Here is a 13,515-nt window from a genome sequence, read left to right as displayed (position 1 = left end):
CGTGAGCGCGGGCCACCACCACCGGCTCCACCTGCCGGGCGACTCCGTCGTGCACCGGCTGCCGCCGCAGTGCAAGCTGCTGGCGGTCCTCGCGTTCGCGATCGTGGTGGTGGCCACCCCGCGGGAGCGGTTCTGGGCGTTCGCCGCCTACGCCGTGCTGCTCGGCGCGGTCGCGGCGGCCGCCAGGGTGCCGGCCGGGCACATCGCGCGGCGGATGGTGATCGAGGTGCCGTTCGTGCTGTTCGCGGTGCTCATCCCGGTCATCGGGCTGGGGGAGCGGGTGAGCGTGCTCGGCCTCTCGCTGAGCGTGGAAGGGCTCTGGGCGGCCTGGAACATCCTCGCCAAGGCCACACTCGGCGTGGTGGCCTCCATCTTGCTGGCCGCCACCACGGAGCCGCGGGTGATCCTGCTCGGCGCGCAGCGGCTGCGGCTGCCGGACCTGCTCGTGCAGATCGCCATGTTCATGCTGCGCTACATGGACGTGATCCTCGACGAGATGCGCCGGATGCGGGTGGCGCGGGAGTCGCGGGGGTTCGAGGCCAGGAACGCCCGGCACATCCCGGTGATCGCCCGCTCGGCGGGGGCGCTGTTCATCCGCTCGTACGAGCGGGGCGAGCGGGTGCACCTGGCCATGCTGAGCCGCGGTTACACCGGCCGGATGCCGATAATGGCAGACATGACGGCATCGACCGCCCAATGGGCCACCGCGCTCGCCCTGCCCGCCGGGGCCCTCGCCGTGCTGGGACTCTCCCTGGCGGGGCTCGGGTGGTGAACTCCCTGGAGGTGAGGCGGCTCGCCTACGCCTACCCGGACGGCACGCAGGCCCTGTTCGGCGTGGACCTGTCGATCGCCCGGGGCGAGCGGGTGGCGCTCCTCGGCCCCAACGGCGCGGGCAAGACCACGCTCGTCATGCATCTCAACGGCATACTCGCGGCGGGCCACGGCACCGTCACCGTGGCCGGCACCCCGGTGCGCAAGGACACGCTCAAGGAGATCAGGCAGCGCGTCGGCCTGGTCTTCCAGGACCCCGACGACCAGCTCTTCATGCCCACGGTCCGCGACGACGTGGCCTTCGGCCCGGCCAACGCCGGACTGCGCGGCGCGGAGCTGGACCGGGTCGTGACGGCGGCCCTGGAGCGGGTGGGCATGCTGGACGCGATCGACCGGCCGCCGCACCACCTGTCGTTCGGCCAGCGGCGCCGGGTGGCCGTGGCGACCGTGCTCGCCATGGAGCCCGAGATCCTGGTGCTCGACGAGCCCTCCTCCAACCTCGACCCGGCCGCGCGACGGGAGCTGGCCGAGATCCTGCGCTCGCTCGACGTGACCGTGCTCATGGTCACGCACGACCTGCCGTACGCGCTGGAGCTGTGCGAGCGCTCCCTCATCCTCTCCGGCGGCGTGATCGCCGCCGACGGGCCCACGCGCGAGCTCCTGGCCGACGCGGAGCTGCTGGCCGAGCACCGCCTGGAGCTCCCGTACGGGTTCACCATCCCGGCCGCGTGACCAGGGCTGTCCCAACTCGCCCGTTTTATCCGGCTGTTCGTGGTCTGTGCATGCCCAGTGGAGGGGCATGTCGAAGTACAGTGGCTCATCGAGGAGGGGCCCAAATGAAGCTGCGGCTTGCGCGACATGCCCTGGGAGACGCCGTGGTGGTGGCCGTTGAGGGAGAGCTCGACCTGTTCACCGCACCGTTCCTCCGGGACGAAGTACGCGACGCCATCAAGCAGGACAGCGCGAAGCTCGTGCTCGACCTGCAGCAGCTGTCGTTCATGGACTCCAGCGGGCTGTCGGTGCTGATCGAGGCCTGGCGCCTGGCCACCGGAGAGGGCGGCGGGGTGTCGCTCGCGGCCCCGCAGGCCCCCGTCGCGCGCATCCTGCGCACCACGGGCCTGGACCGCCGGATCAAGGTTTACTCCGACGTGGACAGCGCCGTGGGCGAGATTTAACCACCCCCAAGTAGAACTTCATTCGGTTCTCGGGTTAGGGTCCGGGTTATGGACGTGAACGGATCCTCAGCAATCATCTCCGGCGGCGCCAGCGGCCTCGGCGAGGCGACCGCCCGCGAGCTGGCCCGCGCCGGCGCCACCGTGGTCGTGGCCGACCTCAACGAAGAGCGCGGCAAGTCGGTGGCCGACGAGATCGGCGGCGTCTTCGTCAAGACCGACGTGTCGGACGAGGAGCAGGTGCAGGCGGCCGTGGACGCCGCCGTCGCCACCGGCAAGCCCCTCCGCGTGGTGGTCAACAGCGCCGGCATCGGCTGGGCCGAGCGCACGGTCAACCGCGATGGCAGCCCGCACAACCCGGCCACCTACCGCAAGGTCATCGAGGTCAACCTGATCGGCACGTTCAACCTCATGCGCCTGGCGGCGGCCGCCATCGCCAAGACCGAGCCGGCCGACGCCGACGGTCAGCGCGGCGTCGTCGTCAACACCGCCTCCGTCGCCGCTCTGGAGGGCCAGACCGGCCAGCTCGCCTACTCGGCGTCCAAGGGCGGCATCGTGGGCATGACCCTGCCCGCGGCGCGCGACCTGTCCGCCATCGGCGTCCGTGTGAACACGATCTGCCCCGGCATCATCGACACCCCCATCTACGGCTTCTCGCCCAACTCCGAGGAGTTCAAGGCCAAGCTCGTCGCGCCGGTCGTCTTCCCCAAGCGCATGGGGCGCGCCGACGAGTTCGCGCACCTGGTGCGCTCGCTGGTCGAGAACGACTACATGAACGGCGAGGTCATCCGCTTCGACGGCGGCATCCGCTTCCAGCCCAAGTAGCCCGGGAGTCTTTCTCGTGTCTGACGAAGTGCTCGTCGAGGAGTCCGGCAACGTCGCGATCCTCACGATCAACCGCCCCAAGGCCCGCAACGCGGTCAACGGCGCGGTGGCGCGCGGGATCGCGGAGGCCCTGGACGGCCTCGACGCCCGCCCGGAGATCTCCGCGTACGTCCTGACCGGCGCGGGCGGCACCTTCTGCGCCGGCATGGACCTGAAGGGCTTCCTGACCGGCGACCTCCCGGTGGTGGAGGGACGCGGCTTCGGCGGCCTCACCGAGGCCCCGCCGAAGAAGCCGCTGATCGCGGCCGTCGAGGGCTACGCGCTCGCCGGCGGCTTCGAGCTGGCCCTGGCCTGCGACCTCATCGTGGCCTCCGCGGAGTCCACCTTCGGCCTGCCGGAGCCCAAGCGCGGCCTCGTGGCGGGCGCGGGCGGCATCATGCGGCTGCCGCGGCGGATCCCGTACCACGTGGCCATGGAGATGGCGCTGACGGGCGACCACTACCCGGCCTCGCGCCTGTACGAGCTGGGCCTGGTCAACCGGATCGCCGAGCCGGGCAAGGCCCTTGAGGAGGCGCTGGAGCTGGCCCGCAAGGTCGCCGCCAACGCGCCGCTGGCCCTCGCCGCGACCAAGAAGGTCGTCATCGAGTCGCAGGACTGGTCGCTGGAGGAGATGTTCAAGAAGCAGGGGGCGATCATCAACCCGGTGTTCGGCTCCAAGGACGCCATGGAGGGCGCCGCCGCGTTCGCGGAGAAGCGCGCCCCCCAGTGGAAGGGCGAGTAACGCCCTGGTCCCGGCCCTCCCGTCCCGGCTCAGGGACGGGAGGGACTTAGCGCGCGCATAGCTCGTTCCGCTTACGGTAAAGAAAGAGGGAACAAGCTACCGGGAGAGCGCATGGGCGACTATTCGGGTTCGAGGTTCGACTCCGTCAAGCGGGGCGCGGGGTCGCTGCTCTCGGGCGCCCTCAGCGCGTTCCTCATCGTGGCCGCCATGCTCGCCATCATGTGGATCGTCGAGGTCGTGGACGTCTTCCTCAACGGCGCGCTGGATCGCAACTTCGGCATCGTCGGCTGGGAGAGCGACGGACTGGTCGGCATCCTCTTCGCGCCGTTCCTGCACGGCGGCTTCGGCCACCTCATGGCCAACTCGCTGCCGCTGCTCGTGCTGGGTTTCCTGGCCGGGCTGCGTGACCTGCGCAAGTTCTTCCTGGCCACCCTGATCATCATCGTGCTGGGCGGGCTCGGCACCTGGCTGATGAGCCCCAGGGCGATCACGGTGGGCGCGAGCGGGCTGATCTTCGGCTACTTCGGCTACATCATGGCCCGGGGGCTGTTCGACCGGCGCCTGCTCGACCTCGTCATCGCCGTGGGCGTCGGCATCGCCTACTGGGGCATCCTGGCCGGTCTGCTGCCCAACCAGCCGGGCATCTCCTGGCAGGGACACCTGTGCGGGCTGATCGCCGGCGTGCTGGCCGGCTGGCTGCTGCGCCGCAGGAGCAAAAAGGAGATCCCCGCCTACTGAGCGCGCAGGCGGGGACCTCGCAGGAGCGCTAGAGGCGCTCGACCACGTAGTCGACGCAGGTCGTGAGCGCCTCGACGTCGGCCGGGTCGATGGCCGGGAACATCGCGATGCGCAGCTGGTTGCGGCCCAGCTTGCGGTAGGGCTCGGTGTCGACGATGCCGTTGGCGCGCAGCACCTTGGCCACGGCGGCGGCGTCCACGTCGTCGCTGAAGTCGATCGTGCCGACCACCTGCGAGCGGAACTCGGGCGCGGCGAACGGCGTGGCGTAGGACGACTTCTCGGCCCAGGTGTAGAGGCGCGAGCTGGAGTCGGCGGTGCGGGAGGTGGTCCAGGCCAGGCCGCCGTTGCCGTTCATCCAGTCGAGCTGGTCGGCCAGCAGGAACAGCGTGGCCACGGCCGGGGTGTTGTAGGTCTGGTCCTTGCCGGAGTTGTCGATCGCGATGGGCAGGCTGAAGAACTCGGGCACGTAGCGGTCGGTCGCGGCGATCTCCTCGACGCGGGCCAGGGCGCGCGGCGACATGAGCGCGATCCACAGGCCGCCGTCGGAGGCGAAGCTCTTCTGCGGCGCGAAGTAGTAGACGTCGGTCTCGGAGACGTCGACCGGCAGGCCGCCCGCGCCGGAGGTGGCGTCCACGAGCACCAGGGCGTCGTCGCCGCCGACCCGCTCGATCGGCATGGCGACGCCGGTCGAGGTCTCGTTGTGGGTGAGCGCGTAGACGTCGACGCCGTCCTCGGCGACCGCCTTGGGGTGGGTGCCGACGTCGGACTTGATGACGCTCGGCTCGGCCAGCCACGGCGCCTTCTTGGTGACGGCGGCGAACTTCGAGGAGAACTCGCCGAAGGACAGGTGCTGCGACTTCTCGCGCACCAGCCCGAAGGCGGCGATGTCCCAGAACGCGGTGGTGCCGCCGTTGCCCAGGACCACCTGGTAGCCCTCGGGCAGCGAGAACAGGTCGGCGAGACCGGAGCGTACGCGGCCGACCAGGTTCTTGACCGGCTTCTGGCGGTGCGAGGTGCCCATGAGCTCCGCCCCGGAGGCGGCGAGCGCGGCCAGTTGCTCGGTGCGAACCTTCGAGGGCCCGCAGCCGAAGCGGCCGTCGGCGGGCTTGATGTCAGCGGGAATCACGATGTCAGCCACATGATGGAGCCTACCGACCGGAGCCGGGTGGCTCGCACGGGGTCCGACATCTGAGATTGACGCGTTTTGCCGTCATGTGCCCAGGTCAGCGGCCCTGCGGGAGAGGGCGGGCAGGCGGGCACGGAACGGCCGCCGCGCGGGTGCGAGCCACGCGGCGGCCGTCCGTTCCGTCACCGGAGTCTCGTCCGGGGAGGGGGTGTCAGAGCTTGCCGACGACCTCGTCGGCGCCCGGCACGTCGCTCAGCGGGCGCGAGGACGGGCCGACGTAGTTCGCGCTGGGGCGGACGAGCCTGCCCGTGCGCTTCTGCTCCAGGATGTGCGCCGCCCAGCCGGCCGTGCGGGCACAGGTGAACATCGAGGTGAACATGTTGGAGGGGACCTCGGCGAAGTCGAGCACCACGGCCGCCCAGTACTCCACGTTCGTGGCGAGCACCCGGTCGGGCTTGCGGGCGTGCAGCTCCTCCAGCGCGGCCTGCTCCAGCGCCGCGGCGACCTCGTACCGGGGAGCGTCGAGCTCCTTGGCGGTGCGGCGCAGCACGCGGGCCCGCGGGTCCTCCGCGCGGTAGACGCGGTGGCCGAAGCCCATGAGCCTGTTGCCCTTGTCGAGCTCGCTCTGCACGTACTTCTTGGCGTCGCCGAGCTGCTCGACGCCCTCGATCATGTGCAGCACGCGGGCCGGGGCGCCGCCGTGCAGCGGGCCCGACATGGCGCCCACGGCGCCGGAGAGCGCGGCGGCCACGTCGGCGCCGGTGGAGGCGATGACGCGGGCGGTGAACGTGGAGGCGTTCATGCCGTGCTCGGCCGCGGAGGTCCAGTAGGCGTCGATGGCCCTGACATGCTTGGGATCGGGCTCGCCGCGCCAGCGGATCATGAAACGCTCGACGATGCTGGTGGCCTGGTCGACCTTGCTCTCGGGAACCATCGGCAGGCCGAGACCACGGGCGGATTGCGCCACGAACGACAGGGCCATGACCGACGCGCGGGCGAGCTGGTCGCGGGCCTCGTCGTCGCTGATGTCGAGCAGCGGCTTGAAGCCATAGGCCGGAGCCAGCATGGCGAGCGCGCTCTGTACGTCTACGCGGATGTCACCGGAGTGGACAGGGATGGGGAACGGCTCCGCCGGGGGCAGACCCGGCTGGAACGTGTTGTCGACCAGCAGGCCCCAAACGTGCCCGAAGGGGACACGGCCGACCAGCTCTTCGATGTCGACGCCCCGGTATCGAAGGGCGCCCCCTTCTTTGTCCGGTTCCGCGATCTCGGTCTCGAAAGCTACGACGCCTTCGAGCCCGGGTTTGAAGTCGGACATACTCGGCCGCCTCCCTTTCTGCCATGTTCCGGCAATGCAAAGCCTTGATGTCGAGATACCGGCGGGTCAATTTAACCCCCTCCCAGCTCCTGCTCGGTCTCCGGACCCGCCGAAGCGCCAAAGCCGCTGGTGGGGAGCGGTGTAGTGGGATCTACCACACGAGCGCGCAACAATACCGTCTCGTGGATGCCACCCCGCGCCCGCCCTCGCTGGCGGGGCTCCGACGCACGTACGAGGGCGAGCCGCTGCTCGAAGCCGATCTCGCGGCCGACCCGATCGCCCAGTTCACTCTCTGGTTCCAGGAGGCCACGGCCGCCGGGATCCCGGAGCCCAACGCCATGGTGCTCGCCACCGCCTCGGCAGGCGGCCGGCCGAGCGCCCGCATCGTCCTGCTCAAGGGCTACGACGAGCGCGGCTTCGTCTTCTACACGAACTACGAGTCCCGCAAGGGCCGCGACCTGGCCGAGAACGCCCGCGCGTCCCTGCTGTTCCCCTGGCACGCGATCCGCCGCCAGGTCCGCGTGGACGGCACCGTGAGCCGCATCTCCCACGAGGAGTCGGCCGAATACTTCAACTCCCGCCCGTACGGCTCCCGCATCGGCGCGTGGGCGTCGCGGCAGTCGGCCGTCGTACGCTCCCGCGAGGAGCTGGACGCCCGCTACGAGAAGCTGGCGGCGCGCTGGCCGGAGGAGCCGCCGGTGCCCGAGTTCTGGGGCGGGTTCCGCGTCCATCCCGTGGAGATGGAGTTCTGGCAGGGACAGCTCGACCGGATGCACGACCGGCTCCGCTACCGGCGGACACCACCCGGATGGGTCCTGGAGAGACTTGCACCTTAATGTTCGTTAAGTGGCATTCGGGGACTTGATCAAGCGTCATCTCGTGGACACCCGGCCGCTCGGCGTGCCGGCCTACCGGCGGATCTGGCTCGGCCAGGCGGTCTCGCACGTAGGGGTCGGGGTCACCGTCGTCGCGGTCGGCAAGCAGGTCTACGACATCACCGGGTCCTCGTTCTGGGTCGGGCTGCTCGGCCTGGCCAACCTGGTCCCGCTCATCGTCTTCGGGCTGTGGGGCGGAGCCGTGGCCGACGCCGTCGACCGGCGCAAGCTGCTGCTCGCCGGATCGGCCGTGGCCTGGACGGCGACGCTGTTCATCCTCGTCCAGGCGCTGATCGGGCTCGACAACGTCTACGTGATCTTCGCCGCGGTCGCGGTGAACGCCACCGGGTTCGCCATCACCGGGCCGACCCGGGGCGCGATCATCCCCCGCATCCTGCGGCCGGAGCTGGTCCCCGCGGCCAACGCCCTCAACTCGCTGGTCTACAGCATCGGCGCGGTGATCGGGCCGATGCTCGGCGGCCTGCTGCTCGTGGGCGGCGGGTACGCGGCCGCCTACGCCGTGGACGCCCTCCTCTTCACCGCCGGCCTCTACGCGGCCTTCAAGCTCCCCGCGCTGCCCCCGCTGGGCGAGGTGACCCGGCCGGGTGCGCGGGCGGTGCTGGAGGGGCTCGCCTTCATCATGCGCAGCCCCGTGCTGCTCATGTCGTTCGTCGTGGACATCATCGCCATGGTCTTCGCCCTGCCCAGGGCGCTCTTCCCCGAGGCGGCCGACCTGTGGTTCGGCGGCTCGGCGCTCGCGCTCGGCTGGCTCAACGCGGCCATGGCCATCGGCTCCGTCGTCGGCGCGCTGTTCTCCGGCTGGGTCGGCAGGGTGCGGCGGCAGGGCGTCGCGCTGGTCGTCGTCATCGCCGTGTGGGGGCTCGCCGTCGCCGCCGCGGGGATGACGGGGAACCTGTGGCTGGTGGTGACGTTCATGGCCGTCGGCGGGGTGGCCGACGTCATCTCCTCGGTGTGGCGGCAGTCGATACTCCAGCTCTACGCGCCGGACGAGATGCGCGGGCGGATGCAGGGCGCCTTCATGGTGGTGGTGGCCGGCGGGCCGCGCCTCGGCGACCTGCGGGCCGGCGCGACCGCCACGATGCTCGGGCTGAGCGGCGCCTGGGTGGGCGGCGGCCTCGCCTGCGCGGCCGTGGTGCTCGTCGTCGGGCTGTCGGTCGCGGGCTTCCGCAACTACCGCGCCGACCTGGTGGCCGAACGGGCGGGCTAGGCGACGCCCACCGCCGAGGCGGGCGGGTTGGGCGACGTCCTCCGCCGAGGCGGGCGGGTTGGGCGACGTCCTCCGCCGAGGCGGGCGGGCTAGGCGACCTCCGCCGCCGCGCGGAGGTCGGACAGGAAGCCCGCGTACGCGGCCTCCCGGTCGGGGGCGCGCAGCACGGCGGACGGGTGGATCGTCGCCACCGCCAGCCGGTCCCCGAGCGACACCGCCTCGCCCCGGTGCCGCGTCACCCTGAACGCGGCGCCGAGCAGCGAGCGCGCCGCCGTCGCGCCGAGCACCACGACCACGCGCGGCTCCACCGCGGCCAGCTCGGCTTCCAGCCACGGCCGGCAGGCGGTGATCTCGCCGGCCGTCGGCTTCTGGTGGATGCGCCGCTTGCCGCGCGGCACCCAGGAGAAGTGCTTGACGGCGTTGGTGACGTACACGTCGTCGCGGGCGATGCCCGCCTCCTCCAGCCCTCTGTCCAGGACGCGGCCCGCCGGGCCCACGAACGGATGCCCCTGCCGGTCCTCCTGGTCGCCTGGCTGCTCGCCCACGAGCATGAAGGCCGCCTTCCCCGGCCCCTCGCCGAACACCGTCTGCGTGGCGTCGCGGTAGAGATCGCAGCCCTCGCAGCGGGCCGCCGCCGCGCGCAGCGAGGCGAGGTCGAGCCGGTCGGGAAGGAAGTCGCCCGCGCCGTTGTTGCCGTCCTTGACCATCGTCGGTCGTTCTCCCAATAGGGTTCCCTGCGTGACCTACGTGCCCGAGGCGGACGGGCTCAGTCCCCGCCACGACCGACGTAACATTCAGTTGGGAGGACTGCCTTGACCGCACACGGCCTGATCGACACGACGGAGATGTACCTCCGCACGATTTACGAGCTCGAGGAGGAGGGCATCGTCCCGCTGCGTGCCCGCATCGCCGAGCGCCTGCAGCAGAGCGGCCCCACCGTGAGCCAGACCGTCGCCCGCATGGAGCGCGACGGCCTCGTCCGGGTCGAGGGCGACCGCCACCTCGCGATGACCGACCTGGGCCGCCAGCTCGCCACCCGCGTGATGCGCAAGCACCGCCTCGCCGAATGCCTGCTCACCCAGGTCATCGGCCTGCCGTGGGAAGAGGTCCACGTCGAGGCGTGCCGCTGGGAGCACGTGATGTCGGAGTCGGTGGAGGCCCGGCTGGTGACCCTGCTCGACAACCCCACCGTGTGCCCGCACGGCAACCCCATCCCCGGCCTGGCGGAGCTCGGCGCCAAGGAGCCGGCCGAGGCCGCTCCCGACGGGCTCACGTCGATGAGCGACCTTGCGGTGGGCCCCATGGGCGTGCCCGTGGTGGTGCGGCGAATTAGCGAACAAGTGCAAAGTGATCCCGCTGTGATGCTTAAACTCAAGCAAGTTGGGATACAACCCGGACGCGAGGTCACGCTCGCGGCGAGCGACGACGGTGTGCGGGTGACAGGTGACGGTGACGCGAACGACAATCCCGCGGAGCTTCCGCGTGATGTTGCCGCGCACGTTTTTGTCTCCAAGCGCTGACGTGCGCGCAGCGGCTTGGTTGAATCCCTTCTGGGAGGCCCTCCACTCTCCCCAGACCAAGACTGTTGCAGGAGCGCTCGTGGTTCGCTGTGCATGCTCGCCACCCCGAGGAGTGGTCTTCGGATGAAGCGTTGGGGGGATCTGTCACAGGACGGGGTTGATCATCTCGCCGCCGGGTCCGTTCTCGACCATGCCGAGATGGCGGTGGTCGTCACCGACCGTTTCAGCAATCTCCTCTACTGGAACCCCTTCGCCGAGAAGCTCTTCGGCCGGCCGGGCCCCGCTTCGCCGGGGGACACCTCGGTCCTGTCCCTCGGGATCATGGAGAAGGACCACCCGCAGGCGATCGAGCTGGCCAAGCACGTGCTCAAGGGCGGGGTGTGGGAGGGCACCTTCGACGTCAAGCGCGGCGACGGCACCATCGTCTACGTCCGCGCCCAGGCCGTGCCGCTGCGCCACACCTCCGGAGCCGTCACCGGCATCGTGATCACCGCCCGCGAGGCCCTGCGCAGCAACGAGCGCGAGAAGGACCGCTTCGGCCTGCTGGAGCGCATCGGCGAGCGGCTGGCCGGCTCCCTCTACGTCGAGGAGACGCTCAAGCGGGTCGCCGAGATGCTCGTCCCGCAGTTCGCCGACCACTGCTTCATCGAGCTGATGGAGGGCGACCGCCTCGTCCGGCGGGTCGCGCATCACGTGCAGGGGTGGACCCCGCCGTCGGGCACGTGGAAGCCGGTGGGCGCGGAGATCCGCTACCCCATCGGCCACTACGCCGACACCGCGCTGCGCCGCCAGGAGACCATCCTCGTCGAGGACTTCGCCACCAGCAGCTTCCCCTCGCCCAGCGAGGGCAGCGCCCGCCTGTGCGGCGAGATCGGCATGACCTCGGCCATCGTCGCCCCGCTGCTGGTGCGCGGCGAGACCCTGGGCCTGATGTACCTCGGCCTGTCCAACCTCACCGACCGCCGCAGCCCTCATTACGACGCCTTCGACCGTGACTTCGTCGGGGCCATCGCCACCCGGGTCGCGGTCGCGATCGACAACGCGCTGCTGTTCGAGGAGGAGCGGCACACCGCCGAGTCGTTCCAGAAATACCTGCTGCCGCGCGGCGCGATGCCCCGTCTCGACGGCCTGCAGATCGCGGTGCGCTACTTCCCTGCGGCTCCGCTGGCCTCTCACGGGCAGGGCATCCAGACCCAGGTCGGCGGCGACTGGTACGACGTGATCCCGCTGTCGGCCGGCCGGGTCGGCATCGTCATCGGCGACGTCGAGGGCCGGGGCGCCAAGGCGGCGGCCGTCATGGGCCAGCTCAGGGCCGCCCTGCGGGCCTTCGCGCAGGACGACAAGTCGCCCGCCGACATCCTCGCCAGGCTCGACGAGTGGACCCGCATCATCGCCACGCCCGAGCAGGACGACAACGGCGCCGACATCAGCATCCCGCCCATCGTGACCTGCCAATACCTCGTCTACGACGCCTGGTCGCGGCAGCTGTCGTTCGCCAACGCCGGGCACGCCCCGCCGCTGCTGCTGGTCGACGGCCAGTGCGTGGAGCTCGACATCGAGGAGGTCGGCCAGCCGCTCGGCGTCCGCGCCAAGGGCCTGCACGCCGACCTGGTCTACAAGGAGGAGACGCGCACCCTCCCGCCGGGCGCGGCGCTGCTGCTCTACACCGACGGCCTGGTCGACCGGCGGCCCGGCCGCGACGGCCACCCGCCGACCGAGTCCGAGACGCTGGGCGTGCTCTGCGAGAAGCTGTCCAAGCTGTCCGACGCCGACGTCGAGCGCATCGCCGAGACCGCCACGGTCGCGGTGCCCGGCGAGATCGACGACGACATGGCGATCCTGGTGGTCCGCTCCAGCGACGTCGATCTCGACGTCGAGGAGCGCACGTTCCCGGCGCAGCCGATCATGGTCGGCGAGGCGCGGCGGATGGCCGCCGAGGCCTTCTCCGGCTGGAACGTGCCCGAGGAGCGGGCCGAGCTGGCCTGTCTGCTGGTCTCCGAGGTCGTCACCAACGTCGTGCTGCACGCCTCCACCGCCACCGTGCCGCGCAGGGAGCTGTCCGTGGACGGGCCGCCGCTGCCGTTCGAAGAGTCCTGGGACCTGCCGGGCTTCGAGGACGAGGCGATCGGCGACAAGGAGTTCACGCTCCGGCTGCGCAGGGGCGAGGAGGCGGTCTGGGTCGAGGTGTTCGACCAGGACCTGCGCCTGCCGCGGATCCGCAGCGCCGGCGAGAACGACGAGGGCGGGCGCGGCCTCTACCTCGTGGACCAGCTTGCTCGGCGTTGGGGCTCGCGTCCTACCAAGGAAGGCAAAGCCGTCTGGTTCGAGATTCCCACCCGCGGCAGGTGAGTGGTCTACTGGCCGCATGGACCTGGCCTTCGAACGGCGGGGCACCGGCGCGCCGCTGATCCTCATCCACGGCATCGGGCACCACTGGCAGGCCTGGCTGCCGGTGCTGGACCGGCTCGCCGCCGAGCGCACGGTCTTCGCCGTGGACCTGCCCGGGTTCGGCGACTCGCCGGGGCTGCCGGAGGGCACCCCGTACACACCGGAGTCGCTGGCGGACGCGGTCGAGTCGTTCTGCGCGCTGCTCGGCATCCGTGAGCCCGCCGTCGCGGGCAACTCGCTCGGCGGCTACCTCGCGCTCGAACTCGCCGCCCGCGGCGTCGTCAGCTCGGCCGTCGCGCTGTCGCCGGCCGGCTTCTGGACCCGTTCCGAGTTCCTGTACGCCCGCACGGTGCTGCGCGCGCTGCGCGCCACGGCCCGCGCCCTGCCGCCCGAGCAGGCCGCCCGCATGGCGGAGGAGCCCGCCTCGCGGGCGCTGTCCGCCGGGATGCTGGTCGCCCACCCCACGAGGATGGAGCCTGCGGCGCTGGTCGCGGCCACGCAGGCGCTGGCCGCCGCGCCCGGGTTCGACGAGACGCTCGCCTCCTTCGAGGGGCTCATGCCGCCCGCGCCACCGAAATCGCCGATCACCATCGCGTGGGGCGAGCACGACCGGCTGCTGCTGCGCAGGCAGGCGGTCCGCGCCGGGCGGTGGTCGGGGCAGCGGGTCAAGCTGCTGAACGGGTGCGGCCACGTCCCGATGAGCGACGATCCGGCGCTGGTCGCGCGGGTGATCCTGGACGCGATCCAGCCGGTCGTGCCGGGGTAGCATCGCC

The 13,515-nt window shown here is 71.2% G+C and carries 14 protein-coding genes; 11 read left to right on the top strand and 3 right to left on the bottom strand.

Annotation, left to right across the window (positions count from 1 at the left end):
- Position 1 precedes the first annotated feature (1 nt).
- From cbiQ to ACBR40_RS33180, 6 genes are all read left to right on the top strand, one after another.
- Complete coding sequence (gene cbiQ, locus ACBR40_RS33205; protein WP_344217835.1) at positions 2–772, top strand: cobalt ECF transporter T component CbiQ; 771 nt, start codon at positions 2–4, stop codon at positions 770–772.
- Complete coding sequence (locus ACBR40_RS33200; RefSeq protein ID WP_344217833.1) at positions 766–1,503, top strand: ABC transporter ATP-binding protein; 738 nt, start codon at positions 766–768, stop codon at positions 1,501–1,503. Before cbiQ ends, ACBR40_RS33200 begins: the two co-directional genes overlap by 7 nt.
- A 104-nt stretch (positions 1,504–1,607) precedes the next feature.
- Positions 1,608–1,946, top strand: coding sequence for an STAS domain-containing protein (locus ACBR40_RS33195; RefSeq protein ID WP_091080528.1), 339 nt, complete (start codon positions 1,608–1,610; stop codon positions 1,944–1,946).
- Between the two features lie 48 nt (positions 1,947–1,994).
- Positions 1,995–2,768 (top strand): SDR family oxidoreductase, encoded by a 774-nt coding sequence (locus ACBR40_RS33190; protein ID WP_371251271.1) that lies wholly within the window; start codon positions 1,995–1,997, stop codon positions 2,766–2,768.
- Positions 2,769–2,784: 16 nt separating this feature from the next.
- The gene (locus tag ACBR40_RS33185) at positions 2,785–3,549 is read left to right on the top strand and encodes a crotonase/enoyl-CoA hydratase family protein (RefSeq protein WP_344217830.1); all 765 of its coding nucleotides are present in this window, start codon (positions 2,785–2,787) and stop codon (positions 3,547–3,549) included.
- 111 nt (positions 3,550–3,660) lie between these two features.
- Positions 3,661–4,287: a rhomboid family intramembrane serine protease gene (locus tag ACBR40_RS33180; RefSeq protein ID WP_371251270.1), complete on the top strand. Its 627-nt coding sequence runs from the start codon at positions 3,661–3,663 to the stop codon at positions 4,285–4,287.
- Positions 4,288–4,315: 28 nt separating this feature from the next.
- Here the strand turns inward: ACBR40_RS33180 and serC are convergent, their stop codons facing one another.
- The gene (serC, locus tag ACBR40_RS33175; RefSeq protein WP_344217826.1) at positions 4,316–5,425 is read right to left on the bottom strand and encodes a phosphoserine transaminase; all 1,110 of its coding nucleotides are present in this window, start codon (positions 5,423–5,425) and stop codon (positions 4,316–4,318) included.
- A gap of 199 nt (positions 5,426–5,624) precedes the next feature.
- Positions 5,625–6,731 carry a citrate synthase 2 gene (locus tag ACBR40_RS33170; protein ID WP_344217824.1) on the bottom strand — a complete coding sequence of 369 codons (1,107 nt, stop codon included), beginning with the start codon at positions 6,729–6,731 and terminating at the stop codon, positions 5,625–5,627.
- A gap of 182 nt (positions 6,732–6,913) precedes the next feature.
- Here ACBR40_RS33170 and pdxH point away from each other — a divergent pair, with 182 nt between their 5' ends.
- Together pdxH and ACBR40_RS33160 are read left to right on the top strand one after the other, a co-directional pair.
- Complete coding sequence (pdxH, locus tag ACBR40_RS33165; RefSeq protein ID WP_344217822.1) at positions 6,914–7,567, top strand: pyridoxamine 5'-phosphate oxidase; 654 nt, start codon at positions 6,914–6,916, stop codon at positions 7,565–7,567.
- 10 nt (positions 7,568–7,577) lie between these two features.
- On the top strand, positions 7,578–8,834 hold the full coding sequence (locus ACBR40_RS33160) for an MFS transporter (RefSeq protein ID WP_371251269.1): 1,257 nt from the start codon (positions 7,578–7,580) through the stop codon (positions 8,832–8,834).
- 89 nt (positions 8,835–8,923) lie between these two features.
- Here the strand turns inward: ACBR40_RS33160 and ACBR40_RS33155 are convergent, their stop codons facing one another.
- A complete protein-coding gene (locus tag ACBR40_RS33155) occupies positions 8,924–9,559 on the bottom strand; it encodes a UdgX family uracil-DNA binding protein (RefSeq protein ID WP_371251268.1) in 636 nt (211 codons plus the stop codon).
- 87 nt (positions 9,560–9,646) lie between these two features.
- On the opposite strand from ACBR40_RS33155, the gene ACBR40_RS33150 reads away from it, so the two are divergent.
- The 3 genes from ACBR40_RS33150 to ACBR40_RS33140 all read left to right on the top strand — a co-directional run bounded on the left by ACBR40_RS33150 (position 9,647) and on the right by ACBR40_RS33140 (position 13,508).
- Positions 9,647–10,354 carry a metal-dependent transcriptional regulator gene (locus tag ACBR40_RS33150; RefSeq protein ID WP_344217816.1) on the top strand — a complete coding sequence of 236 codons (708 nt, stop codon included), beginning with the start codon at positions 9,647–9,649 and terminating at the stop codon, positions 10,352–10,354.
- Between the two features lie 123 nt (positions 10,355–10,477).
- On the top strand, positions 10,478–12,703 hold the full coding sequence (locus ACBR40_RS33145) for a SpoIIE family protein phosphatase (protein WP_364463030.1): 2,226 nt from the start codon (positions 10,478–10,480) through the stop codon (positions 12,701–12,703).
- A 16-nt stretch (positions 12,704–12,719) separates the two neighbouring features.
- Complete coding sequence (locus ACBR40_RS33140) at positions 12,720–13,508, top strand: alpha/beta fold hydrolase (RefSeq protein ID WP_371251267.1); 789 nt, start codon at positions 12,720–12,722, stop codon at positions 13,506–13,508.
- The last annotated feature ends 7 nt before the right edge of the window (positions 13,509–13,515 follow it).

Origin of the sequence: Nonomuraea sp. AD125B (assembly GCF_041402765.1) — a bacterium.
Classification (GTDB): Bacteria; Actinomycetota; Actinomycetes; order Streptosporangiales; family Streptosporangiaceae; genus Nonomuraea; species Nonomuraea bangladeshensis.
This window is presented reverse-complemented; position numbering and strand designations above follow the sequence as displayed.

Coding starts and splice junctions, on each gene's coding strand:
- ACBR40_RS33195 (WP_091080528.1), top strand. CDS start 1,608: ATGAAGCTGCGGCTTGCGCGACATGCCCTGGGAGACGCCGTGGTGGTG.
- ACBR40_RS33190 (WP_371251271.1), top strand. CDS start 1,995: ATGGACGTGAACGGATCCTCAGCAATCATCTCCGGCGGCGCCAGCGGC.
- ACBR40_RS33180 (WP_371251270.1), top strand. CDS start 3,661: ATGGGCGACTATTCGGGTTCGAGGTTCGACTCCGTCAAGCGGGGCGCG.
- ACBR40_RS33170 (WP_344217824.1), bottom strand. CDS start 6,731: ATGTCCGACTTCAAACCCGGGCTCGAAGGCGTCGTAGCTTTCGAGACC.
- ACBR40_RS33145 (WP_364463030.1), top strand. CDS start 10,478: ATGAAGCGTTGGGGGGATCTGTCACAGGACGGGGTTGATCATCTCGCC.
- ACBR40_RS33140 (WP_371251267.1), top strand. CDS start 12,720: ATGGACCTGGCCTTCGAACGGCGGGGCACCGGCGCGCCGCTGATCCTC.